This is a genomic window from Streptomyces sp. NPDC027185 (assembly GCF_055567035.1).
This window is the reverse complement of sequence record NZ_JBVHRF010000003.1, coordinates 375213-397721: the sequence shown is the minus strand read 5'-3', so window position 1 is coordinate 397721 and position 22509 is coordinate 375213. Positions and strand designations below refer to the sequence as shown.

The following is a 22509-nucleotide window of genomic DNA, read 5'->3' as shown; positions in this document are numbered from 1 at the left end:
CCTTACTATGTCAACGGAACGACCGCACCGTACAACCAAACGACCGATGCGTGTCAACCGACCGACCGCGATACGGGACGGCGTTCCGCTCATGACCGGCTGCGGCCCGTCCGGGGAGACCGGGGGCCACGAGGAGGGTGATCGGATGGCCGAGACGGAGGCCGCCCTGCGGACGCTCGCGCAGAACGTCAAGGCGGCGCGCACCCGCGCCGGTCTGTCCCTGGACGAGCTGGGACGGCGGGCCCAGGTGAGCAAGGGCGCCCTGGTGGGCCTGGAGAAGGCCCAGGGCAACCCGAACTTCGCCACCCTCGTCCGGCTCGCCGACACCCTCGGCGTCCCGGTCTCCGCCCTGCTGGAGGGGCCCGCCGAGGACCGGGTGCGGGTGGCGTCCGCCGACGCCGTGACCCCGCTGTGGACCGGACCGCACGGCGGTGAGGCGCGGCTGCTGCTGACGACCTCCGGCCCCGCGCCGGTCGAGGTCTGGCGCTGGCGCCTGGAGCCCGGCGAGGAGTACCCCAGCCATCCGCACCAGCCGCAGGTCGTCGAGACCGTCAGCGTCACCACGGGCCGGATGACCCTGGTCGTCGACGGCACCGAGTACCCCGTCGCGGCAGGCCAGACCGCCACCTTCGACGCCGACGCCCCGCACACCTACCGCGGCTCCGGCACCGGGACCTGCCACCTGATCATGACCGTCCACCTCCCGCCCGGGAGCGGAGCACCCGCCTGACGGCCTGCGCCGTACGCACGGGACGCGGTACCACCCCTCCGCCACGGACGCCGCCGGCGGGACGGCCGGCCCGGTCACGCACGGCCGGCGCGGAGCGCTCACCGGGCCGCCGGGAGACGGCCGTTGCCGGACGTGACACCGCGTCACAGACCCGGAGGTGCGGGAACCCGGCGCCGCCGCCCCCCCGCGGCCGGAGCCAGTCGGTATCGTCACCGCACAGTTCATGTGACAACACTCCTACGATGTCGGCGACGACAGGTACTTACGGGGTCGGCGACGAATGGGTGGGGCTGTGACGCAGGAGGGCGCGCCGGGGCGGCTGATCGGGGGGCGGTACCGCCTGGCGGCCGAGCTCGGATCCGGCGGCATGGGGCGGGTCTGGGAGGGCCAGGACGAACTGCTGGGCCGCCCGGTGGCCGTCAAAGAGGTCCGGCTGCGCGCCACCTCCCCCGAGGAGCGGGACGAGGGACTGACCCGCGCGCAGCGCGAGGGCCGCAACGCCGCCGTCCTCGCCGATCACCCCAACGTCGTCACCGTCTACGACGTGGTGATCGAGGACGGCGTCCCCTGGACGGTCATGCAGCTGGTGCGGGGCCGGTCCCTGCGGCAGGAGTTGACGCACGGGCCGCTCGACCCCGACCACGTCCCGCACATCGCCGCCGCCCTGCTGTCCGCCCTGCGCGCGGCGGACGCCGCCGCCCTCGTCCACCGCGACGTCAAGCCCGGCAACGTCCTGCTGGCCGACGACGGACGCGTACTGCTGGCGGATTTCGGGATCGCCCGGATCATCGGGGACGAGACGATCACCGCGCCCGGCGCCTTCGTCGGGTCGTTCGAGTACACCTCGCCGGAGCGCGCCGACGGCCGTCCGGGCGGGCTGGCCTCGGACCTGTTCTCCCTCGGGCTGACCCTGTTCCACGCGGTCGAGGGCTATCCGGCGTTCCGCCGCGACTCACGGACCGCGACGCTCTCCGCGGTCCTGCTCGCCCCGCTCCCGGAGATGAAGCGGGCCCGCGGCGGACTGCGGGAGCTGATCACCGCGCTGACGGCGAAGGACCCGGAGCAGCGCCCCGGCATCGACACCGCCATCACCCTGCTCCGCGGCGGCGGGCGGGGCCCCCGGACACCGGACGCCACCGGTGCGGCGGACGGCGGACGGCCCCGCACGGGCGACACGACCGCCGTCACGGCCGTCGTCCCCTCCCCGGGCACAGGCGGGGCGACGCTCACCGCCGGCAGCGTCTTCCCACCGCACACGCCGCACTCCCCCGCCGGCGCCTTCCCGCCTCCCCCCTCCGACGGCCCGGCCCGCAAGCGTGCGGGGCGGCTGCCGGTCACCCTCGCCGGCGTCTCGTCGCTCACCGTCGTCATGACCGTCGGCGCGTTCCTGATGACGCACCCCGGGGACGACGGCCCGTCCGAGCCGCCGCCCGCCGTGACCACGTCCGCGACCGCCCCGGCCGAACCGGGACAGGTCACCGGCCCCGGCGACACCTGCCTCGACGTGCACGGCACGGCGGACGGGGGCAACCACGCGGCCGCCGAACTGGGACGGTGCCGCTCCTCGGCCGCCGGCCAGCTCTGGACCCAGCGCCCCGACGGAGCGCTGGAGACGCTGCGGCGGTGCCTGGGCCCGGTGGGCGGCAAGGCGGCGCCCGACACGGCGGTCGAGTTGCAGGACTGCACCGGCGCCGACGGGCAGAAGTGGGCGCCGCGGTCCGACGGCTCCCTCTTCCACGCGCGTTCGGGCCGCTGCCTGGCGCCCGACGGCACGCCCCGCAACGGCGTCCGGCTGCTGCTGCGCGACTGCACCGGCTCCGCCGACCAGAAGTTCACCCTGCCCTGACCCGCCCCGGCTCCTGCGGTTCCGTTCCGCGCCACGGTGCGGAAGAGTGACGGCGGCGCGCCGCCCGGACCGAGGGGTGGCGGCGCGGGACACGGCCCGCACCCCGGCATCCGGGACCGGGCGGAGGGGGCGTACCGGAATGTCTTCGCGGTTACGGGCCTGGGCCCGGCTGCTCGGCGTGGCGACACTGATCGTCTGCTACGTCACCCTGCACCTCGCGCTCGACGCGGCCGAGGACCTGCGCGCCCGGGACCGTTTCCGGGACGTCCCGGCGCGGGCCGCCGCGTTCACCGCCGCGCTGGAGCGGTCCTCCGACCGGGCCGCGCCGCCCGCCGGGGTCCGTACCGGCGCCGCGTGGTTCCGGGAGCACGCCCCGTCCGGGCCGGCCCGGACGGCGGTCCTCGCCGCCGCGGACGCCGCCGGTGCGGGCCGGAGTTCCGCGGCACGGGAGCGGACCGCAGGGCTGGTGGCGGAGGTCCGGCACGAGCAGGCGCGCCTCGTGCGGGACGCCGCCGCGTCCCGCACCTCGGCACTGTGCTGGGCGGTGCCCTCCGTGGCGCTGCTCGTTCCGGCGCTGTGGCTGCGACGGCGGCGGCGGGCGGGTGTGGCGGACGTCGTCGCCGTGGTCGGCCGGCTGGCGCCGCGCCAGCCGTGGTGGCGGCGGCCGGTGTACCTGGTGGCCGACGGCTTCGGGTACGTCCTGTTCGCGGTGGGCCTCCTGGGCGCCCAGACGGCACAGCAGCAGGGCTACAAGCTGTCACTGACCGCGCAATTGACGCTGCTGCTTTGCGGGTTGGCCGCGCTGGGGGCCGCCGTCCCGCTCCTGCGTCACACCCGGCCGCGGGTGGTACGCGGCGCCGCCCAAGCACTGCGCGCCGACGGCCGCCGCCCCGTGCTGTACCTGCGCAGCTTCACCGACGACGACGCCGCGGCCGAGGTCGACGACGGTCCCTACGTCAAGCTGCACTCGCGTGAGGAACAGCTCGCGGGGGCGTTGGGCGCGGTCGGCCCGGTGATCACGGTCGGCCGGCCCGGGGAGCCGCTGCCGCGACTGGGCGCGGCCCGGTTCTACCTGCCGCTCGACGACTGGCAGCCCGCGATCCTGGAGCTGATGGAGCTCTCCCAGCTCATCGTGTTGCGTCTGGGAACGGGCGACGGACTGTGGTGGGAGGTCGAGCAGGCCCGCCGCAAGCAACCCCCGCGGAAACTCGTCCTGCTGGCCTCCGGCAACCAACCGGGCACGGCCGCGCGGCTGGACGCCCTGCTGTCCGCCCCGTCCGGTCTCGACGCGGTGGTTCCGGCCGACCCCTGGACCTCCGCGGTCCTCGTCTTCGACGACACATGGGCGCCGCGATTGCACCCGGTGACCCCGGAGCCGGCCCCCCGGCGGCGCGGCCCGCTCACCCGGTGGATGGCCCGCCTCGGCCGCCTCTACCTGGCATTGATGCTGCCCCGCACCCCCACACATCATCTGGCCCGCACCCTGCAGGAGGCGCTCGGGGAGAGGGGAATCCGCGTCCGGCGGATGGCGTGGCGGGCGACCCTCGTCGCCCAGGCCACCCTGTGGCGCGGCTTCACCCTGGTCACAGCCCTGGGCCTGTTCACCTGGCTCGGGTACCGCACACTGCGGTTCCTCCTCGGCTGACCCGCCCCGGCGGTGCCCCCGTACACCGGACCGCACCGGCGCCGCCGGACCCGGGACGCGGCGCCCCCGCGCCCACTACGCTCTCCGTCCCCGGACAACGTCCGGTGGCCACACGAGTCTTCGGGGGAACGCGTGGACGGTGCAGGTGGCGGCGCGTACGACGAGGCGCGCCGGGACACGACGGCGGATACGGGGCGAGGCGGGGCGGCGGGTCCGCCGCCCGGGACCGCGGGCGCGGGAGGGCCGAATGGTCCGGCGGGGCCGAGCGGCCCGGCGGCCCCGACCGGCCCGGCCGTTCCTGGTGCCGGGGTACATCCGGCGCCTTCGGGTAGCCGGGGAGGCCCGGCAGGTACGGCGGGCCCCGTCGACCGGGCAGGGTCGGCCGGCGCGTGGTGTCCGGCGGTTCCGGGAGGCCCGGCAGGTACGGCGGAGGCAGCAGGTCCCGGCGGCCCGGAGGCCCCGACTCCCCAGGGAATGACGGCGGTTCCGGGAGGTCCGGCGGCCCCTGGCGGCTTCTTCGTCCCGGTGCCCCCGCCACGGTTCAGGGCGGTGAAGGGACTCGCGTTCGCCGCCGCGTCGCTCATCCTCGCGGTGCTCGTGGGCGACGCCCTGAACGCGGTCTCCGACTGGCGGAACTACTCCGTCTTCCGCGCCTTCCGGGCGGGCGCGGCGACGCTCGCGGACCTTGAGGCCGCCGACACCTTCTCGGTGTGGGTGTCGCTGCCTGCGGTCGTGGCGTCCGCCGCCGCGGGTGTGGTGTTCCTCGTCTGGTTGTGGCGGGCGCGGTGCAACACCGAGCTGTGGAGCGGCCGTACCGCGCACCGCCGCGCCCGCGGGTGGACGATCGGTGGCTGGTTCACGCCGGTGGCCAACCTGTGGATCCCGTACCACGTCGTGACGGACATCTGGCGGGCCAGCGCGGAACGGCGCCCGGCCCCGCGCGGCCCGGTGACCGCCTGGTGGGCGGCGTACGTCGTCGGGCAGGCACTCGACCGGTCGCTGACCCAGTACTACCTGGCCAAGAAGATCACCGAGTCGGGTCTGCGCAGCACCGCGGTGCTCTCCACCGTCTGTCTCGCCCTCGACGTGGCCGCCGGCGTCCTCGTCATCCTCCTCCTCACCCGCATCACCATCTGGCAGAACCGCAGGTCACAGCAGCGGACGGCATGAGCCTACGCCGGAGCCCGCGGCCGCCGGGGCCTTGGGATTCGAGGCGGTGACGGGCCGGTTCCGGCCGGCCGCCGCCCGCCCCGGCCCGTTGGTCCTCACCGCCGGGCGGCCGCCTGCCCTCCGCGCCCCGGGCGCGCCGCCCGCCGCCGGTCCCGGCCGACGGGCGACCGGCGGCGCCGTACCGCGCGGAGGGCGCCACGCAGAACGGTCCGGGCAGGCAAAACCAGCAGCGCCGGCGTCAGGACCATGAGCGCGAGCCCGATACAGAGCAGCATGCCGGAGAGAAACCGGCCGGTCGCGGGGGAGTTGAGGCTCGCCGTCCCGGGGCGCCCCGCCTCGTAGTGGACGGGGACCGTGTCACCGACCGCCGCGTCGCCCCCTTGCTCGAAGCGGTACTCCCGCCCGTCGCCCGCGGTGAACCTCACCTCGATCCGCTCGGTACGGCTGCCCTGCGGCCCGGCCCGCTCGCTCCGCGCCAACACGACCCCGTCGGCCGTACGCCCCCGCGCGGCAAGCGCGGACGCCTCCCCCAGACCGTCGATCCCTTGCCGCACGAACCCGTATCCGAGGACGGCGAGCACCGACGCCAAGGCCGCCACCACCACCCCGACCAGGGCCTTCCCGGCAGTTCCCGCAGCGCCGCGCCGCCGGCGCCACCGCCCCGGCACACCTCTCGGCTTCCGCCCGTCCACCACGCCCGCCCCCGCCCGCCCCGCACCCTGCCGGTGCTCCTGTGAGGTGTTGTCCCCGCCCTGACCCTCCCTATGCGGCGGAAGGTCCGTCTTCGTGCCCGGTAAGGCTCCGTCTTCGTACGCGGTACGGAACGGGCGGACGGGGCGGGGCCGGTGCGGCGGGTCCCGGGCGGACGGCCGCCCGTCGGTGGACGCGAAGCACCGCGTCGGACGGAGCCGGGCGCCGGGCCCCGTGCGGACACCGGACGGCCCTCTACCGCGAAGGGGGAGAGACCCCGCTCCGGGAGACGGGCGACCGGAGCGCGCCCGTGCGCCCCGGGAACGCAGGTCGGCGGACCGGCCCCGGGCGGATCCGGCGGACGGCGAGGACACCGCCTACGCCGGAACACCCTCCGAAGGCCCGCAGCGGGCGGATTTCCATGCCGCTCCGCCTCTGCGGCAGAGGTGGGGAGCGGTCCGGCGCCCCGCTTTCCCCGTACCGCCTCGGGCCCGTGCGCCACGGCCGGACCGCGTTCCTCCAACCGCCGTAAGGAACGCGGCATTTACCACACCCCATCACGACATACAGCCGGTTTCGCTCCAAGTCGAAAGAGATGGTGTACCCACGGCCGTTCATGCGACATTTCCGGTGCGTCGCCGAGGCGCCCGCCGCACCGCGGGTCGGTGGGGGCCGTGGCGCGGCGCGTTCACCTGACCTCAAGGGGGAAACATGCGAAAGATCACCAAGGCCGTCGCCCTGACCTTCGCGGCGGGCGCCCTCGCCACGGCGGGCCTGACCACCACCGCCAACGCCGCCCAGGCCGCGGGCACCGTACGCGGCTGCCCGTCCGGCGCCGTCTGCGTCTACCCGCAGAACGCCGGCTGGAACAACGACCGCCCGTCGCTCGTGTACTACAGCTACGGCGCCCACAACCTCAGCAACCAGGTCGGCCAGCACTACGTCTTCAACAACCAGACCGGCGGCGCCACCGCCCGCACCTGCACGGGCTACAACGGCACCGGCGACTGCCAGGGCTACCTCGGCGCCGGCTACTACATCGACAAGGACCTGACCCCGATCAACTCGATCCTCCTCGTCAAGCCGTAGTACCGCCGAACGGCGACAGCACACGCCCGGTCCGGACCTTCGGGTCCCGGACCGGGCGTTGCGCGCAGGCGCTCGCCACCGCGGCCACCCGCCGCTCCGCGTGGCTGCGCGGCTACCGGGACTCCTTCGGCTTCCTCACGCTGGTCCTGCGCCCGGCCCCGGACGGCCGCTGAACCGACGGGCCCCACGGCCGCCGGCCGTCCCGTACGGACCGGTGGCCGTGGACCTGCCGGGTGCGGCGGCGGACCGTAGCCTGAGGAAAAGGCACCGGGCGGCGCCGTGCGGACGGGCGCCCGTGCGCGGTCGCGTGGCGGGTAGCGGATACGGTGCGGCGCCGTCCGAGACGGAGGGTCGTGGCGCGATGACCAACTTGGCGATCATCAGCGGCGGGTTGCGGGAGCCGTCCTCGACCCGGCTGCTCGCCGACCGGCTGGAGGCGGCGGTCCGCGCGGAGCTGGTGGCACGGGGGCAGGACGTCGACTCGTCGTTCGTGGAGCTGCGGCCGCTGGGCCGGGCGATCACGGACGCGATGCTGTCCGGTTTCCCCACCGGCCCGCTGGAGGAGGCGTTCGAGACGGTGGCGCGGGCCGACGGGGTGATCGCGGTGACGCCCGCGTTCAACGCCTCGTTCAGCGGGCTGTTCAAGTCCTTCTTCGACGTACTGCCCGAGGACACGCTGTCCGACATGCCGGTGCTGATGGCCGCCACCGGCGGGACGGAGCGGCACTCGCTGGTGCTGGAGCATGCGATGCGGCCGATGTTCTCGTATCTCCACGCGGTCGTCTCCCCGCGGGGCGTCTACGCCGCTACCAGCGACTTCGGCGCGGACACCACTCAGCAGGGCACGGCGCTGCAAGGCCGGGTCAAGGCCGCGGCGGCGGACTACGCCCGGCTGGTGCAGGGCTGCGGGGCGCGGGTACGGCGGGACGAGTTCGAGGACGTCGTACCGATGGAGCAGTTGCTGGGCGGCGGCGCGGCCTCCTGACCCGCGGGCCGGGTCCCGCGCCCGGCGGGAGCCGTGCCGTCACCGTGCCGGATCAGTCCATGAGCGGCCGGCGGTACCGGACGTACTCGTTCCGGCGCCGGAAGCCGACGCTCTCGTAGAGGTCGTAGGAGCGGTACGGGTTGGCGGTACCGGTGTACAGGCGGGCGGAGCGTGCGCCGTGCTCGTGCAGGGCGCGCAGGGCGGCCAGCAGCAGGGCCCGGCCGAGGCCCAGGCGCCTGGAGCGGGCCCGCACGCTCAGCTCCTCGATCTCGCCCACGGCCGGGTCGTGGCGGCGGAGGGAGCCGAGGGCGACGCCGGCCAGTTCCCTCCCCTCCCGGGCGGCGCGCCAGCACGCCGGGTCGGCGGTGGCGCGGAAGCTCTCGAACGTCCAGTCCGGTGTGAAGGTGGTGTCCGCGTACGAGTCGACGACCGTACGCCAGGCCGCGTGGTGATCGTCCGGCCCGATGGGGCCGATGCGGACGCCGGGTGGCAGCGGCGGTACGCCGGGCAGCTGCCGCAGATCGGGGAGTTCCAGCTCGACCAGGCTGAAGACGCGCCGGTAGCCGCTGCTGAGCAGCAGCGCCGTCGCGTCCTGTTCGCGGGCCGTGGCGTTGGCGCCGATCATCGCCGCCTCGACCGTTCCGTGCCGCTGCGCGAGCCGGTGGATACGGCGTTCCGCCCAGGTCAGCAGGGCCGTGCCGAGGCCCAGGCCGCGGTGCGCGGGCAGCAGGTGGCCGCGGTGCAGGTACAGCCAAGTCCCGTCCCGCTCCCGCCACCACCGGACCGTCGCGTAGCCGATGACGTCACCGCCGTGCTCGACCACGAGCTGGTCGTGGCGGGGATCGTCGAGCCGGGCGGTGCTCTCGGCGATCTCGGCGGCCGTCGGGAGCCCTTCCATGACCGAGCGGGCGTCGGTGCGGTCCCGCCGCGCGCAGCCCAGGCGGACGGCGGCCATCGCGTCGTGGTCGCCGGGCCCTCGGTACGGGCGGAAGGTGTAGCCGGGGAAGCGGTCCGGCGGGGTGGTGCCGCCGCTCGTCACGTCCATGCCGGGTCCCCGGGGTGTCGGTGGTGCGCTCTCGTCGGTCACGGAAGCGTAGGGCGGGCGGCCGGGCGGCGGTACCGGATTTCCGCGGCGGCGTGGCGTGCCGGGGCGGACGGGCGTATCCGCCGCCCGCCCCGGCAGTCCCTAGGTGGCGTCCGTGCCCGCGCCGGGGCCCGTTTCCCGGGCGGCGACGGCCGGGTGCGGGGGTGCGGAGGAGGGGACGCCGGGCGGGCGGAGGGCGGCGAACTCCTTGCGGAGGACGGGGACGACCTCGCCGCCGAGCAGGTCGAGCTGTTCCAGGACGGTCTTCAGCGGCAGTCCGGCGTGGTCCATCAAGAACAGCTGGCGCTGGTAGTCGCCGACGGCGTCGCGGAAGCCGAGGGTCCGCTCGATGACCTGCTGGGGTGAGCCGACGGTCAGCGGCGTCTGCTCGGCGAACTCCTCCAGGGACGGCCCGTGCCCGTAGACGGGGGCGTTGTCGAAGTACGGGCGGAACTCACGTACCGCGTCCTGGGAGTTGGGGCGGATGAACGCCTGGCCGCCGAGGCCGACGATGGCCTGGTCGGGGGCGCCGTGGCCGTGGTGGGTGAAGCGCGTCCGGTAGAGGCGGATCATGCGCCGGGTGTGGGACATGGGCCAGAAGATGTTGTTGTGGAAGAAGCCGTCGCCGTAGTACGCGGCCTGTTCGGCGATCTCCGGCGAGCGGATCGAGCCGTGCCAGACGAACGGGGGGACGCCGTCCAGCGGGCGGGGCGTGGCGGTGAACCCCTGGAGCGGACTGCGGAACTTGCCCTCCCAGTCGACGGTGTCCTCCCGCCACAGCCGGTGCAGCAGTGCGTAGTTCTCGATGGCGAGCGGGATGCCCTGGCGGATGTCCTGGCCGAACCACGGGTAGACGGGGCCGGTGTTGCCGCGGCCCAGCATCAGATCGACGCGGCCGTCGGCGAGGTGCTGGAGGTAGGCGAAGTCCTCGGCGATCTTCACCGGGTCGTTGGTGGTGATCAGCGTCGTGGAGGTGGACAGCGTGAGCCGGTCGGTGCGGGCGGCCAGATACCCCAGGAGCGTGGTGGGCGACGACGGGACGAACGGCGGGTTGTGGTGCTCGCCGGTGGCGAACACGTCCAGCCCGGCCTCCTCGGCCTTCTGAGCGATGGCGACCGTGGCCTTGATGCGTTCATGCTCGCTCGGCGTCCGGCCGGTGGTCGGATCGGCCGTCACATCGCCGACGGTGAAGATGCCGAACTCCATGGTGACCGCCTCGTTCGGTTGAGTGCTCGGGAGTGGCCGGGCTGGCCGGACCACCTCCCAGGCGCCGCGGCGCACTGCCCGTATCCGAACCGGAACGGCCCCCGCCCCGGCCCCGCGCCGCCGGGCCCACGCCACAGCCAGCGTGCCACGCCACCCGTACGGCGGCATTCCGGAGCGGGGGCGCGGGCGAGGCCGAACGGTGTGCGGGCCCGGCGCCCCCCGTCGGAGCGGATCAGGCGTTCCGTACCGACGGCCGCGGCCGGTACCCGGGCGGCGGCGCGGACCTCGGGTGCGTCCCGGCCGGACTCGATGAGGCAGAGCGCGACGAAGGTGCGCTCGCGGGGCGCGGTGAACGGGTGGTCACACCAGTCGAAGACGTCACCGACGCCGAGCCGGGCCGCGCAGACGCAGCGGACGAACCGGCGGGCGAAGCCCGCCGAGGGCCAGTGGTGGTGCTCCCCCGCCCCACGGCGAGAGGGTCGCCGGGGGGGCGGGCACCGAACCGCCGCCCCTCACGCCGCCACAGCCTGGGGAAGCCGTTCCGTCTCCGGTCGGCTGGCCCGGCGGAGCCACCCGTTCGGCGGGGGGCTCCTGGCGGGGGCACCGCATCGGCCGGCGGTGGGCCCCGGGGTGTCCGGCCCGCCGCCGGCCGGCGCGTCCGCGCACCCCGCCCCCGGACGTAGTCTTGTCGGCGCCGGTGGTTCGCCGGGCTTTCCCCCTTTCCGTCTGCGCGTGCCGGAGTGCCGCGGGGCCGGGAGGGGCGGTGAGCGGGCCCGGGGGTCTCGGTGTTCCGGGGCTTCGGCAGCGTTCCGGGGGGGCCGGGCGTCGTGGTGTGGCCGGGTCCGTGGGCCCGGCGTGCGGCCGGTGCCGGGTCCGTTCCGGCTCAGTTCGTTCCTCTCGTGGGTGCGGCGGAGGACACCGCCGGCGCCGACCGGGACATTCCGAAAGGTTCATACATGACCGGCAACCCCTGTGTCCCGGCTCCCCGGGACGCCTCCGCCGCGGCCGCGGCCGGTGGCTCCTGTGTGCTGCTCAAGCACGGTGAGGTCTTCCTCAAGGGGCGTAACCGGCAGCGGTTCATCGACCGGCTGCACGGCAATCTGCGGATCGCGCTGCGCGGTGTCGGCGGCTCCACCTGGATCAAGGGGGCGCAGAACATCACCGTGGTGGGCGGTGACGTGCCGGTGGAGGCGCTGGTGGAGCGGGTCCGGCGGGTCGTCGGGTTCCACTACGTCGAGCCCGCGGTGCGGGTGCCGTCCACGAGGGAGGACGTCACCGCGGCGGCCGTCGGGGCGCTGCGTGCGCTGTGCGTGGCGCGGCGGGTGCGCAGCTTCGCGGTCCGGGTGCGGCGGCGGAACAAGGACTTCCCGTTGACCTCGTCGAAGATGGAGGTGCATCTGGGGGCGCGGATCCAGGAGGCGGTGCCGGAGCTGCCCGTGGATCTGTCGGCGCCGGACGTCACGCTCTCGGTGGAGATCGACCACCGGGAGACGTATCTGTCGTGGGAGCGGCACCGGGGGCTGAGCGGGCTGCCGGTGGGGTCGAGCGGACGGGCGCTGGTGCTGCTGTCCGGCGGGTACGACTCGCCGGTGGCCGCGCACCGGGCCATGCGGCGTGGGCTGGCCTGCGATTTCGTCCACTTCAGCGGGGCGCCGTACACGAACGCGGCGTCCGTTTACAAGGCCTACGCGCTGGCCCGGGAGTTGAACCGCAGCCAGCCGCCGGGGGCGCTGCACGTCGTCGCGCTCGGTTCGGCGCAGAAACAGCTGGCGGTGGCGGGGGCGGGCAGGCTCCAGGTCGTCGCGCAGCGGCGGCTGATGGTGCGTACCGCCTCGCGGCTCGCGGCGCGGACGGGGGCCCAGGCGCTGGTGACGGGCGACAGTCTGGGGCAGGTGGCGAGCCAGACGCTGGCGAACATGGTCGCGGTGGACGAGGCGGCGCAGCTGCCGGTGCTGCGGCCGCTGATCGGCTGGGAGAAGCAGGAGATCATCGACGAGGCGCGGACGATCGGCACGGCCGAGGTGTCGGTCCTGCCGGATGAGGACTGCTGCTCGCTGCTGGCCCCGCCGCAGGTCAGCACACGGGCCGGGCTGCCGGGACTGCGGTCGGTGGAGCGGCGGCTGGAGATGGACGAGGTGATCGAGGCGCTGCTGGCGTCGGCCCAGGTGCTGCGCCCCGGCGAGGACGGGACGGAGCCGGCGCGCGGCGGAAAGTGCCCGGCGCACAGCTGACGGGCCTGATGCGGGGGCCTGCCTACCTGACGCTCCGTCACAGAGTGGCCCGCTCCTCGTCGTGGCAGGAGCCGCGGATGCCCGGAAGACGCGTCCGGGGCGGATGTTAGGTTCGCGGGCGGCGCGGCCCCGGCGGGCGAACGCCTCGCCGTCGACCGGGTCGCCGCAGCCACGCGCCGTACCCCGTGGCGCACCCCGCCCGCCCCGTGAAGGAGCCCTCGTGACCAGCCGTGTCCTGCTCGTCTCCCCGGCCATGACCGCCTCGCTGCGGCGTGCGGCGTTCGACGGCGGCGATCCGCTGGACGCCTCGGGGGCGGCGCGGGCCCGAGCGGCGGCCGGTTCGCTGCCGGCCGCGGACGCGGTGGCCGTCTCGCCGAGCGTGCGCTGCCGGGAGACCGCCGAGGCGCTCGGACTGACCGTGGACGACGCGCCGCCGGAGCTGGCCGCCCTGGACGCCGGGCGCTGGCGCGGCCGGACGCTGGAGGAGGTCGGCGCGGCCGAGCCGGAGGCGGTGGGGCGGTGGCTGGCCGACCCCGGGGCGGCGGTGCCCGGCGGTGAGTCGGTGGCGGACGTGTGCGCGCGGGTGGCGCGCTGGCTGGACGCGCTGCGCCCGACGGGCGGGCGGATCGTGGCGGTGGTCGAGCCGGAGGTGGTGCGGGCGGCCGCCGTTCACGCGACGGCCGCTCCCCCGTCCGCGTTCTGGCGGTACGACGTGCCCCCGCTGACCCGCACGGAACTGACCGGACGGGCGGGACGCTGGAACCTCCGGCTCGGCGGGCCGCTCGCCGCGGAGTGAGGGCGCGTCCCGACAGGGGGGCGGGCCCGGCCGAACGTGGCGCCCCGCCCTGCCACGGTCGGCCCCGTACGCCCCCGAGGGCGCGGGAGAGGCCCGGCCCCGGTAACGCGACGGGCCCCCGGCCGGCTGCCGGGGGCCCGTCGCGTACCCGGGTGTCTCACGGACCGGCCGGTACCGCCTCGGCGGGTGCGGGCGGTGCCGGACGGAGCAGGCGTTCGGCCAACTCGCCGAAGAGCAGCCCGAAACCGGCCCACAGGGTGAGCTGCATGCCGAGGGCGGAGAGCCGGAAGCGCCACAGCAGCGCCGCCGGGAAGTGCTCCGGCACCTCGTCGATCACCGGCAGGAACCCGTACGCCAGGCCGATGACCACGGCGAAGCCGAGCACCGCCACGACCGTCGCGTACCAGGTGCCGATCCGGGGCGCGAGCTGTCTGCCCAGGAGGGTGGCGGCGACGGCGAGGAGGACGCTGAGGAGCATCATCAGGAAGTACAGGGCGGTCCGCTTGCCGATGGTGTCGGGATCGCCGACGGCGGGCGGGTTCGCCGGGTACTTCAGGAACGGTACGACGTAGACCGCGAGCAGGGCGCAGCCGGAGAGCAGCAGCGCCGTGGCACGGGGACCGAAGCGGCCCACGCGGCCCAGGGCGAAGCAGTAGCCGAGGGCGGCGATCCCGCCGAAGGCGACGCCGTACACGAGGATGCCGGTGGCGAGACCGGCGGTGGACTGCATGGTACGGGAGACGAGTTCGGCCTCGTCGCTGTGGGAGTGCCCGGCGTGGGCCGCCTCCTCGAAGCCGATGGCGCTGCTGACGTTCGGCTCGCCGAGGAAGTAGGCCACGATCAGGGCGAGCACACCGGCGCCGAGGCCGGCGAGCATGCCCCGCACGAGCAGATCGCGGACAGTGGTGGAGTTCATGGAGGTCGCGGCGTCCCTTGCGTCAGTGGCAGGGGAAGCCGAGCAGGTGGCGGGCGTCGTGCACCCATTCATGGACCCCCGCGCCGTTGAAGACGGAGGTGGCGCCCTGCTCGGCGCCGACGAAGTAGAGCAGAACCAGCATCAGGATGCCGAAGAAGACCGCCCAGGGAGCGACCGCCTTGAGCGGCAGCTTGGCGGGGATGGCAGGGGTGGCGGTCGGCTGGGCGACATGGTGCGCCATGGCATGGCCTCCTTTGGGAGTTCGCGTCCCGTCTCGGTGGTGCACAGGACGACGGCCACGGGTCTGACTCACACGCCGCCCGTCCGTGAGGAGGGGCGGCGTGCACACAGTGGCGCGACCGTGCCGGAGTTGCACCGGCTTCCGTCGTGCCGTCGTCGATATCGGACCGAAGGTACCGCGTGGCGGAGGACCGGCCAAGACCGGGCCGCACGGCGAACCGGCCACCCCGTCGGGCGCCGGTGTCCTGGAGTCCCAGGTCAGCGGCGAGGGGTGGCCGGATCGGTGGCGTGCCGCGGCCGCTACTTGCCCACGCCGACCGGGTCGACCGTGACGCCCGACCCGTCGGACTTGTCGGTGACGGCGAGGTTGATGTCGGCGGGCAGCGACTTCGAGTGGGTCTCGTTGGGCGGGGTGATGACCAGCGAGGTGAAGGTCACGCCGCTGCCGCCGGAGGTGTTCGCCGGGGCGTGCAGCGTGAACCGGGTCTCCTCGCCCGGCTTGACCTCGACCTTCGGTCCGGCCTCCTGGGAGCGGGAGGCGCTGATGGTGCCGTCCTTGCCCTTGAGGTCGACGCCCGGGAAGCCCTGGAGCGAACACGGCGCGGACCCGGTGTTCTTGAGGTTGACCAGGAAGGTGTTCTCGCTCATGCCGTGGGAGAGGCTGAAGTCCAGCTGCGCGGTCTTGCACGCGTCACCGGAGCCGGCGCCGGCGTCCTGACGCGGCTCCTTGCCCTTCTCGGCGGGGACCGCGGCGTCGTCGGAGCCCTGGGAGGATCCCTGGGACGAGCCCTGGGAAGCCTGGGCGGCGGGCGAGGAGGAGCCGTCGCTCGCCGTGGAGGCGTCACCGCCGTCGCAGGCCGTGAGCGTGAGCCCGGCGACGAGGGCCAGACCGGCGAGAGGAAGGGTGTGGGCGCGCATCAAATCTCCTTGCGGGTGGTGCCGCTCGACCGTGGACGGTGAGCCTTACGTGCCCGTCGAGACTCCCACGGCGCCGCGTTCGCACCGCCTCCGACCCCCTTGTCTCCACACTCCGTTGACAAACGCGGCGGCGCCGGTGGCCGAGAAACCGGGCTATGTCCGGACGCGCACCACCGCACCGCCCCGGCAGCCCGTCCGGGTTGCCTCTCCACCCACTGGAGACTCCACGATGGACGCCATGGACGGAACGGCCCGCTACTCGATCGGCGAACTCTCCCGGCGCACCGGCGTACCCGTGCGCACCATCCGGTTCTACTCCGACGAGGGGCTGGTCCCGCCCGCCGACCGCACCCACGCCGGCCACCGGCGCTATGCCCCCGACGCCCTGCGGCGCCTGGACCTCATCCGCTCCCTGCGGGAGCTGGGGATCTCCCTCGCGACGATCCGCCGGGTGCTCCGCCGGGAACTGCCGATGGCGCAGGTCGCGGGGGCGCAGGCCGACGCCGTCGACGTACAGATCCGTGCCCTGCGGCTGCGGCGGAGCGTGCTGCGCGCCGCGGCCGCCCGCGGCACCGGACCCGAGGAGACCTCACTGATGCACCGGCTCACCCAGCTGTCCGCGGCGGAACGCCGCCGGATCGCCGAAGACTTCCTGGATGCCACGTTCGGTACGGACCAGGACCCTGTCGCCGCGGCGATGGTGCGCACCGCACTGCCCGACCTGCCCGAGGACCCGTCCGCCGAACAGGTCGCCGCCTGGACCGAGATCGCCGGACTGCTGGACGACGCGGACTTCCGGGAGCGGATACGGCGTTCGGCCGGCCATCAGGCGTCCGGAGAGCCGCTGCCCGTCGAGGCGCTGGCCGGGGAGGAGGTGACGCGGCGGGTCCACGACGCCCTCGCCGGGGCGCGGGACGCTGAGCTGGACCCGTACGGTGCCAAGGGGGCGGCGCTCGCCGGCACGCTCGTAGGGCAGTTGGCGGCGGCGTGCGGTCGCGCGCCGGACGCGGAGTTCCGCGCCGGGGTGGCCGAGCAGTTGGCGGTGGTGTGCGATCCGGACGTCGAGCGGTACTGGCGGCTGGTGTGGACCGTCAACGGGTGGGCGGTGCTGCCGCAGTTGGTGCCGGTCCACTCCTGGTTCCTGCGGGCGCTGCGCGGCGCGGACCCGGGCCTGCCGGCCGGCGGTCCGGATGCGGTCGGCGACGGGCCGGGGGCCGTGTAGGACGTGGCTTCCCGGCCGGTGGGGGGAAGCACGGATTCCGCCCCAGCGGCGCCGTGCGTTGCTCTAGCGTGATCGCATGAGCGAACAGTTCGGCGCCGCCCCGGCGCATGTCCTGCGCGATCTCGTCCCGCCGGCGGCCTGGGCGGCGCTGACGGGCCATCCACGCCGCCGCCATCCGGCCGGAGCGGTCCTGCTGCGGCAGGGTGACACCGGAACACACGTCTGCGCCCTGCTCGGCGGCATGGTGAAGGTGGTGCGGACCGACGCCGACGGACGGGAGCGGCTGCTCGCCTTCCGCGGTCCGGGCGAGGTCCTGGGCGAGATGGCGGTCCAGGCCGGCGGCCTCCGGCTGGCAGATGTGCGGGCCCTTAGCGCCTGCGAAGTCGCCGTTGTCCCCGCGGACACCTTCCACCGTTTCGTCAAGCGGTACGACCTGGCGACGCAGTTGGCCGCGTACGCGGTGAACCGGCTGCGCGAGCAGACCCAGGCGTCCGAGGGCGCCATCGAGCAGCGGCTCGCCGCGACGCTGCTCCGCCTGGTCGAGATCTGCGGGACGGACACGCTCTCCCTCACCCGCGAGGACCTGGCCCAGCATCTCGGGGTGAGCCGCAACTCCGTCACCAAGGCGCTGACCCGCTTCGGCCCGCAGCGGGTACGGGCCGAGCGGACCCGGATCCATGTGGTCGACGGGGGTGGTTTGCGCGGGGTGGCGGCGGGGTGTGCGTCGGCTCCCTGATTTTCCGCGCGAAAGGCGCTCCGGCCGGTGAATTGTGACACCGGGCGGGGCGCCTTTTCGTGTTTTTGGGCGGCGGAACGCGCCCCGGAATCCCCTCCTCTGGAATTCTCCGTTCCGGAAATACCCGGGCCTTCTCTCCTCCCTGAATCGTTTTCCCGCAACCCTTTCGATGAACGGGCCGCACGTTCGGAATGTGGGGGTGACCACGCCTTCCGTGCACTGCGGGAGCGGACGACGCATCCGCCGTACGGGAATCTCGGACTGCCAGGAAATGCCGGTCACCACGGGACCGGCGGAACCCGTCCGGGAGGACATATGCGAGAGAGTGAAGAACGGCAAGAGCGTCAGACGTGGGAGGACGGCGCGGCGCAGGCGCTCCTCGGGGCGGGAATCCTTGAGGTGTTGCGAGGTGCGGGCGCTGTCGGCTCCGGGGCGGAATCCGGGACGCTTTCGGAATTCCTCGGCGCCCTCCGGTGGGTGGCCGACGAGGTGTCCGCGCGGTCGGGGGCGGCGAGCTCCTCGGCGGTCGCTCCCCCCGAAACCCCGCACCTCACGCTGCTCAGCGCCGAGCGGGGCAACCTCAACACCGGGACGGTGCGCGGCGGACAGCGTGTCACCGGCGGCCGCTCCGGCGCGGAGCAGCCGTCCCGGCGAGGCGGCGACCGGGACCGGGGGTCGCGCGGTGAGCGCTGACACCGCTCCGTCCGGCGGGCGCGACGCCCCGCACCGCACGGACGAGGACGACGCCTTCGGCATCGACCGGGCGATGCTCCGCAGCCACTTGGTCGTCCTCTCGGCCCCCGGCGGCAATGTCAACACCGGCCCGGTCTACGGCGACCAGCGGCACGAGTCGGTCACCGGGCACGGGCCCGCGGAGCCGATGCGGCAGGGGCCTGTCCGCCCCCGGGAGCTGACGGTGGTGCGGGAACGGTTCGCGGCGCCGCCCGGGTTCACGCCGCTCCCCGAGCCGCCGGACGGCCCCGCGCTCCTCGCCCTCGTCGGGGCACCGGACACCGGACGCCACACAGCGGCACTGCGGCTGCTCGCCGGCGACCGGGCGGACCCCGCGATCGTCCAGGTCGACGGGGCGGTGGATTTCGCCCGGTGGCGGCCCCGGCCGCAGGGGGTGGACGGCTATCTCGTCCGGGAGCCCGGCGACCCGTACGCGCTGCGGCCGTGGGAACTGGCCGGTCTGGAGGGCGCGTTGACGGACGCGCAGGCCCGGATGGTCCTCGTCCTGTCGGACCGGCCCGGCCTCGCGCGTTTCCTGGCGCAGGATCTCGGGGTCCAGGTCAGGCGCCATGAACCGCCGCGCCCGGCGGACGTGTTCGCGGCGCACCTGCGCGGGCTGTGCCCGGACGGGCACGAGCGCGCCCGGCGGCTGCGGACGCTCGGCAGGCGGTTCCGTGCCGAGGCGCTGCCCGAGGGGCTACCGCCGGGGTACGCCGCGCAGGTGGCCAAGGCCGTGGCACGGGCCGCTCCGGGGACCGGGCGTGCCGCGTTGCTCGGCCGGCTGGCCGCGGCCGAGGCGCCGGAACTGCTGGCACGCGCGGCGGACACCCCGGAGATGCTGGCCGTGCTGCTGGCGGTGTGCGTCTACGGCGGGCTGGACGGGGCAGCCGTCGCCGAGCAGGCCGCGGATCTGCTGGCGGCGGGGCTCGCGGAGGAGTGCGGGGCCGCGCCGCCGGCCGGTTCCGGTGCCCACCGGCGCCCGGAACGGTGGCGGTGGCCCGCGGCGCCGGCGGTACGGCGGCCGCCGCTGGGCGAGTTGCTGCCGCGTATCGGGGCACGGGGCGGGGACGCGGGGCCCGTCACGTTCCTGTGGCCCGCCGTCGGTGAGGCCGTCCGGGACGTGGTGTGCCGGGAGTACCCCGCTCTGCTGCCGCTGCTCCACCGCTGGCTGGGCGGGGCCGTCCTCACCGAGGCGGCGGCCGAACGCGCCGGACGCACGGTGGCGGACCTGGCGGTCCGGACCGGCGGCCGCACACTGCCGCTGCTCCGCCGGCTCGCGCTGGCGGAGAGCGGGCCGGGCACCGAGGTCGCAGGCTGGGCGCTGGGCGTCGCGGCGGGGGCACCGGCGGTCGCCGACGCCGTACGGCAGTTGCTGGCGGAGTGCGCCGGGGCCTGCGGGGCCGCGCCGCGTACCGCGCTGGCGTACGCCTGCCGCCCGGAGCGGGGCGGCGGCATCCCGGTCGGTACGGCGCTGCCGCTGCTGCACCGGGCGGTGTCGGGGCGCGGGGACGGCGACCCGGAGGTGGCCGTGGCTCTGGCGGTCCGGGAGACGGTGCTGCGGCGCTTCACGGCGGCCGGCACGCGGGACCGCGCCCGCCTGGTGCGCCATCTGGCGGAGTGGGCCGGGGCCGAGGACGTACCGGCGCTGCTGGCCGCGCTCGGCATGCCCGCACTGCTCTCCGGTGCTCCCGCGTGGTTCGGCGCCGAGATCGCGGCGGGCCGGCGGACGGCCGCCCGGCTGGTCGGCCTCGTCGGTCACGCACTCGACGAGGGCGTGGCGTATCCGGCGATGCGGGACGCAGCTCTCGGGTGGTGCCACTGGGCGCAGGAGCGGCCCGAACGGCTGGCGCAGGCCGAGGAGTTGTTCGCCCGGCTCGTCGACGGCCGCCGGCCCGGGGTGTTGCGCCTGCTGCTGTCGCTCGAACGGGGCGGGACCGCGATGCCCGTCCCCGATCTGGCACGGCGGTCGCTGGCCGAATGGCGCCGCAGGTACCCGACGCGGGAGACCGCGTGGAGCACGTGACGCACCGGAAGAGGGACGGCATGGAGGAGACAACAATGACGGTGTACACCCCGTGGTCCGGACTGTTCGGGTCCATCGAGCGGTGGTTCGCGGACGAACGGTGCGGACCGTGGCAGCCGCTCGACGGCGACGACGGTCCGCTCACCCCGCCCGAGGCGCGGGCGGTGCTGTACGACCCGTCGGCGGACGCGGCGGTACGGGCCGCGCTGTGGCGGCAGGTCGCGGAGCGGGCCAGGGCGGATGCCGACGGCAGCGGCTGGCGGCTGGTCGCGGTCTGGCTGGCCCTGCCCGGTCTGCGCGGGACCGTCTTCAAGGTCTCCCGGCGCTTCGGGACCGACCGGCAGGATCTCGCGTCCGAGCTGGTCACCGGCTTTCTGGCGGCGCTGGCCGAGGTCGGCCCGGCGACCGCCGACCCCGGCGACGTCCTGCTGCGGGCCGTCTGCGGCCAGGTGTGGAAACTGGCGCGGCGGACGCTGCCGGAGCGGCCCGTCGAGGACGTGGACGTCGCCGCGCGGTACGCCCCGGACGGCGCCTGGCAGGCGGAGTTCGAGGCGCCCTGGCCCTCCGGCGACGGGGAGTTGGCCGCGTCCGTACGGATCACCGTGCCCGCGGAGCGCGCCGAGGGCATCCGGATCGGGGCGCTGGCCCAGGAATGGGGGCTGGCCGGTACGGCCACCGAAGCCCGGCTGCTGCGCCGCGGTCGCCCGGTCGGGGCGTTGTCGCTGCGCGGCGGCAGGAGGCGCGGATGAGCGGGGGCCGTCTCACTCCTCTGACGTTCCGGGAGATCTTCGACCTTCCGGTCAGCGTCGATCTGAAGACCGCGTGCCGGGCGTTCGGTATCCATCCGCAGACCGGCTACCGGCTCATCGCCCGCCAGAACTTCCCTTGCGAGACGGTCCTCGTGGGGCACCGGCACCGCGTCGTCACCGTCGTGCTACTGCGCGCCCTGGGCATCGAGGAGCGGCCCGTCTTCGAGGACGAGGTCGCCGACGGCGTGGCCCTGACGCTCTTCGACTGACCCGTCCCGAACGCGGCGGGCGGTTGCGCCGCCCGCCGCGCGATCCCTTTTCCCTGAAGGAGAGACATGGTTCCCACCTGCTTCGTGATCGGCCCGCAGGACCCGGCGGGCACGCCCGGCCCGTCGGGCGCGGTGGCCGCGCCGTCCCGCTCGGCGGTGTTCCGGGAGGAGGTCGTCCGCCCGGTCTGTGCGCAGTTCGGGCTGGCCCTGCTGCCGGCCGTCCCCCTGTCCGGCGCGACCACCGACGCCGTGCTCCGGCATCTCGTCGAGGCGGACGTCGTCGTCGCCGACCTCACCGGGAGCAGCCCCGAGGTGGCGTACGCGCTCGGTGTCCGCCGCGCCGTCGAGCGGCCCGCCGTCCAACTGCGGGAGGCGGGCACGGCGCCGTCCGCGTCGGGGCTGTTCCCGGCCGCTGAGTTCCCGGCCCTGTCCGCGGGGGCGCCCGCGGCGCGGCGGGAGCTGGCGGCGGCCCTGACCGCGGTGGTGCCGGCTCCGGTGGGCGGCCCGGCCGGCGGTGCCGCCCCGGGGCCCGGATGGCCACCGCGTCCGGGGACGGACGGGGGTGACGCTGCGGACCGTGGGGAGGACGGGCCCCAGGAGGTGGCGGACGCCCCGGGATACTTCGATCTGGCCGTCGCCGCCGAGGCGGAGATGGAGGCGGTCACCGGAGACATGGCGGCCATGGAGGCGGCCATGGCCGATTTCGCCGCGATCTCCGAGCTGTACGGCGGGGATTTCGCCCTCGCCGCGCGGCCCGGCAAGCCGATGAGCGCCCAGTTGACGGTCATCAACCGGTTCGCCAAGGCCATCGAGGGCCCTTCCGACGAGTTGCAGGTGGCCGCGGTGGCGATGGCCGCGCGGATGGACGTGGCGATCGGCGCGATGGGGGCGTTCCTGCGGTGGTTCGGTGAGACGCCGCGCGACGAGTGGCCGCCGGGCGTGGACGAGCAGCTCGATCAGGTGATCGCGCTGGGCCAGGAGATCCGGGGGGCGGCGGACGGGCTGCGGGAGGTCCTTCCGATGCTGGAGATGCTCGGAAGTGTCAGCCGCCGGCTGCGTGGTCCCAGCCGGAAGATCGGGGCGTCGCTCCGTACGCTGTTCGGCAGGGTGGGCGTGTTCGAGGAATGGGAGGTCACGGCCAGGGCCCTGAAGGAACGCTGAGCCGTGCGGCCCGGGGCGGGGAACGCCCCGGGCCGCACCGGTTCCGGATCCGGGCCCTGCCCCGGCTCAGC

21 protein-coding genes are annotated in these 22509 nt (G+C 75.1%); 15 read left to right on the top strand and 6 right to left on the bottom strand.

Annotation, left to right across the window (positions count from 1 at the left end; all coding sequences use genetic code 11):
• Window positions 1–145 precede the first annotated feature (145 nt).
• From ACZ4M8_RS11895 to ACZ4M8_RS11880, 4 genes are all read left to right on the top strand, one after another.
• Window positions 146–730, top strand: coding sequence for a helix-turn-helix domain-containing protein (locus ACZ4M8_RS11895; protein ID WP_467605918.1), 585 nt, complete (start codon window positions 146–148; stop codon window positions 728–730).
• Window positions 731–1022: 292 nt separating this feature from the next.
• Window positions 1023–2576: a protein kinase domain-containing protein gene (locus tag ACZ4M8_RS11890; RefSeq protein ID WP_467605917.1), complete on the top strand. Its 1554-nt coding sequence runs from the start codon at window positions 1023–1025 to the stop codon at window positions 2574–2576.
• Between the two features lie 139 nt (window positions 2577–2715).
• Window positions 2716–4221 carry a transferase gene (locus tag ACZ4M8_RS11885; RefSeq protein WP_467605914.1) on the top strand — a complete coding sequence of 502 codons (1506 nt, stop codon included), beginning with the start codon at window positions 2716–2718 and terminating at the stop codon, window positions 4219–4221.
• A 549-nt stretch (window positions 4222–4770) separates the two neighbouring features.
• Entirely contained in the window at window positions 4771–5391 is a 621-nt protein-coding gene (locus ACZ4M8_RS11880; protein WP_467605913.1) for a DUF4328 domain-containing protein, read from the top strand.
• Between the two features lie 95 nt (window positions 5392–5486).
• On the opposite strand, the gene ACZ4M8_RS11875 is transcribed toward ACZ4M8_RS11880, so the two are convergent.
• Window positions 5487–5981, bottom strand: a complete 495-nt coding sequence (locus ACZ4M8_RS11875; protein WP_467605911.1) for a DUF3592 domain-containing protein — start codon at window positions 5979–5981, stop codon at window positions 5487–5489.
• Window positions 5982–6792: 811 nt separating this feature from the next.
• Between ACZ4M8_RS11875 and ACZ4M8_RS11870 the strand changes: the two genes are divergently transcribed.
• Both ACZ4M8_RS11870 and ACZ4M8_RS11865 read left to right on the top strand, forming a co-directional pair.
• Window positions 6793–7170: a hypothetical protein gene (locus ACZ4M8_RS11870; RefSeq protein ID WP_467605909.1), complete on the top strand. Its 378-nt coding sequence runs from the start codon at window positions 6793–6795 to the stop codon at window positions 7168–7170.
• Between the two features lie 361 nt (window positions 7171–7531).
• Window positions 7532–8155, top strand: a complete 624-nt coding sequence (locus ACZ4M8_RS11865; RefSeq protein WP_467605908.1) for an FMN reductase — start codon at window positions 7532–7534, stop codon at window positions 8153–8155.
• A 52-nt stretch (window positions 8156–8207) separates the two neighbouring features.
• Here ACZ4M8_RS11865 and ACZ4M8_RS11860 read toward each other — a convergent pair whose 3' ends face one another.
• Both ACZ4M8_RS11860 and ACZ4M8_RS11855 read right to left on the bottom strand, forming a co-directional pair.
• Entirely contained in the window at window positions 8208–9200 is a 993-nt protein-coding gene (locus ACZ4M8_RS11860; protein WP_467605905.1) for a GNAT family N-acetyltransferase, read from the bottom strand.
• Window positions 9201–9341: 141 nt separating this feature from the next.
• Entirely contained in the window at window positions 9342–10445 is a 1104-nt protein-coding gene (locus ACZ4M8_RS11855; protein ID WP_467605903.1) for an LLM class flavin-dependent oxidoreductase, read from the bottom strand.
• 956 nt (window positions 10446–11401) lie between these two features.
• On the opposite strand from ACZ4M8_RS11855, the gene thiI reads away from it, so the two are divergent.
• Both thiI and ACZ4M8_RS11845 read left to right on the top strand, forming a co-directional pair.
• Window positions 11402–12676 (top strand): tRNA uracil 4-sulfurtransferase ThiI, encoded by a 1275-nt coding sequence (thiI, locus tag ACZ4M8_RS11850; RefSeq protein ID WP_467605901.1) that lies wholly within the window; start codon window positions 11402–11404, stop codon window positions 12674–12676.
• A 220-nt stretch (window positions 12677–12896) separates the two neighbouring features.
• The gene (locus ACZ4M8_RS11845) at window positions 12897–13472 is read left to right on the top strand and encodes a histidine phosphatase family protein (protein ID WP_467605900.1); all 576 of its coding nucleotides are present in this window, start codon (window positions 12897–12899) and stop codon (window positions 13470–13472) included.
• Window positions 13473–13629: 157 nt separating this feature from the next.
• Here ACZ4M8_RS11845 and ACZ4M8_RS11840 read toward each other — a convergent pair whose 3' ends face one another.
• From ACZ4M8_RS11840 to ACZ4M8_RS11830, 3 genes are all read right to left on the bottom strand, one after another.
• A complete protein-coding gene (locus ACZ4M8_RS11840; RefSeq protein WP_467605898.1) occupies window positions 13630–14388 on the bottom strand; it encodes a CbtA family protein in 759 nt (252 codons plus the stop codon).
• A 22-nt stretch (window positions 14389–14410) separates the two neighbouring features.
• A complete protein-coding gene (locus ACZ4M8_RS11835; RefSeq protein ID WP_399082315.1) occupies window positions 14411–14629 on the bottom strand; it encodes a CbtB domain-containing protein in 219 nt (72 codons plus the stop codon).
• A 299-nt stretch (window positions 14630–14928) separates the two neighbouring features.
• Window positions 14929–15546, bottom strand: coding sequence for a DUF4232 domain-containing protein (locus ACZ4M8_RS11830; protein WP_467605897.1), 618 nt, complete (start codon window positions 15544–15546; stop codon window positions 14929–14931).
• Between the two features lie 238 nt (window positions 15547–15784).
• Here ACZ4M8_RS11830 and ACZ4M8_RS11825 point away from each other — a divergent pair, with 238 nt between their 5' ends.
• The 7 genes from ACZ4M8_RS11825 to ACZ4M8_RS11795 all read left to right on the top strand — a co-directional run bounded on the left by ACZ4M8_RS11825 (window position 15785) and on the right by ACZ4M8_RS11795 (window position 22438).
• Window positions 15785–16768 (top strand): MerR family transcriptional regulator, encoded by a 984-nt coding sequence (locus ACZ4M8_RS11825; RefSeq protein ID WP_467605895.1) that lies wholly within the window; start codon window positions 15785–15787, stop codon window positions 16766–16768.
• 76 nt (window positions 16769–16844) lie between these two features.
• Entirely contained in the window at window positions 16845–17504 is a 660-nt protein-coding gene (locus tag ACZ4M8_RS11820; RefSeq protein WP_467605893.1) for a Crp/Fnr family transcriptional regulator, read from the top strand.
• A 315-nt stretch (window positions 17505–17819) separates the two neighbouring features.
• Window positions 17820–18197, top strand: coding sequence for a hypothetical protein (locus ACZ4M8_RS11815; protein ID WP_467605891.1), 378 nt, complete (start codon window positions 17820–17822; stop codon window positions 18195–18197).
• The gene (locus tag ACZ4M8_RS11810) at window positions 18187–20259 is read left to right on the top strand and encodes a hypothetical protein (RefSeq protein ID WP_467605889.1); all 2073 of its coding nucleotides are present in this window, start codon (window positions 18187–18189) and stop codon (window positions 20257–20259) included. The genes ACZ4M8_RS11815 and ACZ4M8_RS11810 overlap by 11 nt, the downstream gene beginning before the upstream one ends.
• Window positions 20260–20294: 35 nt before the next feature.
• Window positions 20295–21008 carry a hypothetical protein gene (locus tag ACZ4M8_RS11805; protein ID WP_467605887.1) on the top strand — a complete coding sequence of 238 codons (714 nt, stop codon included), beginning with the start codon at window positions 20295–20297 and terminating at the stop codon, window positions 21006–21008.
• Window positions 21005–21277: a DNA-binding protein gene (locus ACZ4M8_RS11800; protein WP_467605885.1), complete on the top strand. Its 273-nt coding sequence runs from the start codon at window positions 21005–21007 to the stop codon at window positions 21275–21277. The genes ACZ4M8_RS11805 and ACZ4M8_RS11800 overlap by 4 nt, the downstream gene beginning before the upstream one ends.
• A 66-nt stretch (window positions 21278–21343) precedes the next feature.
• Entirely contained in the window at window positions 21344–22438 is a 1095-nt protein-coding gene (locus ACZ4M8_RS11795; RefSeq protein WP_467605883.1) for a hypothetical protein, read from the top strand.
• The last annotated feature ends 71 nt before the right edge of the window (window positions 22439–22509 follow it).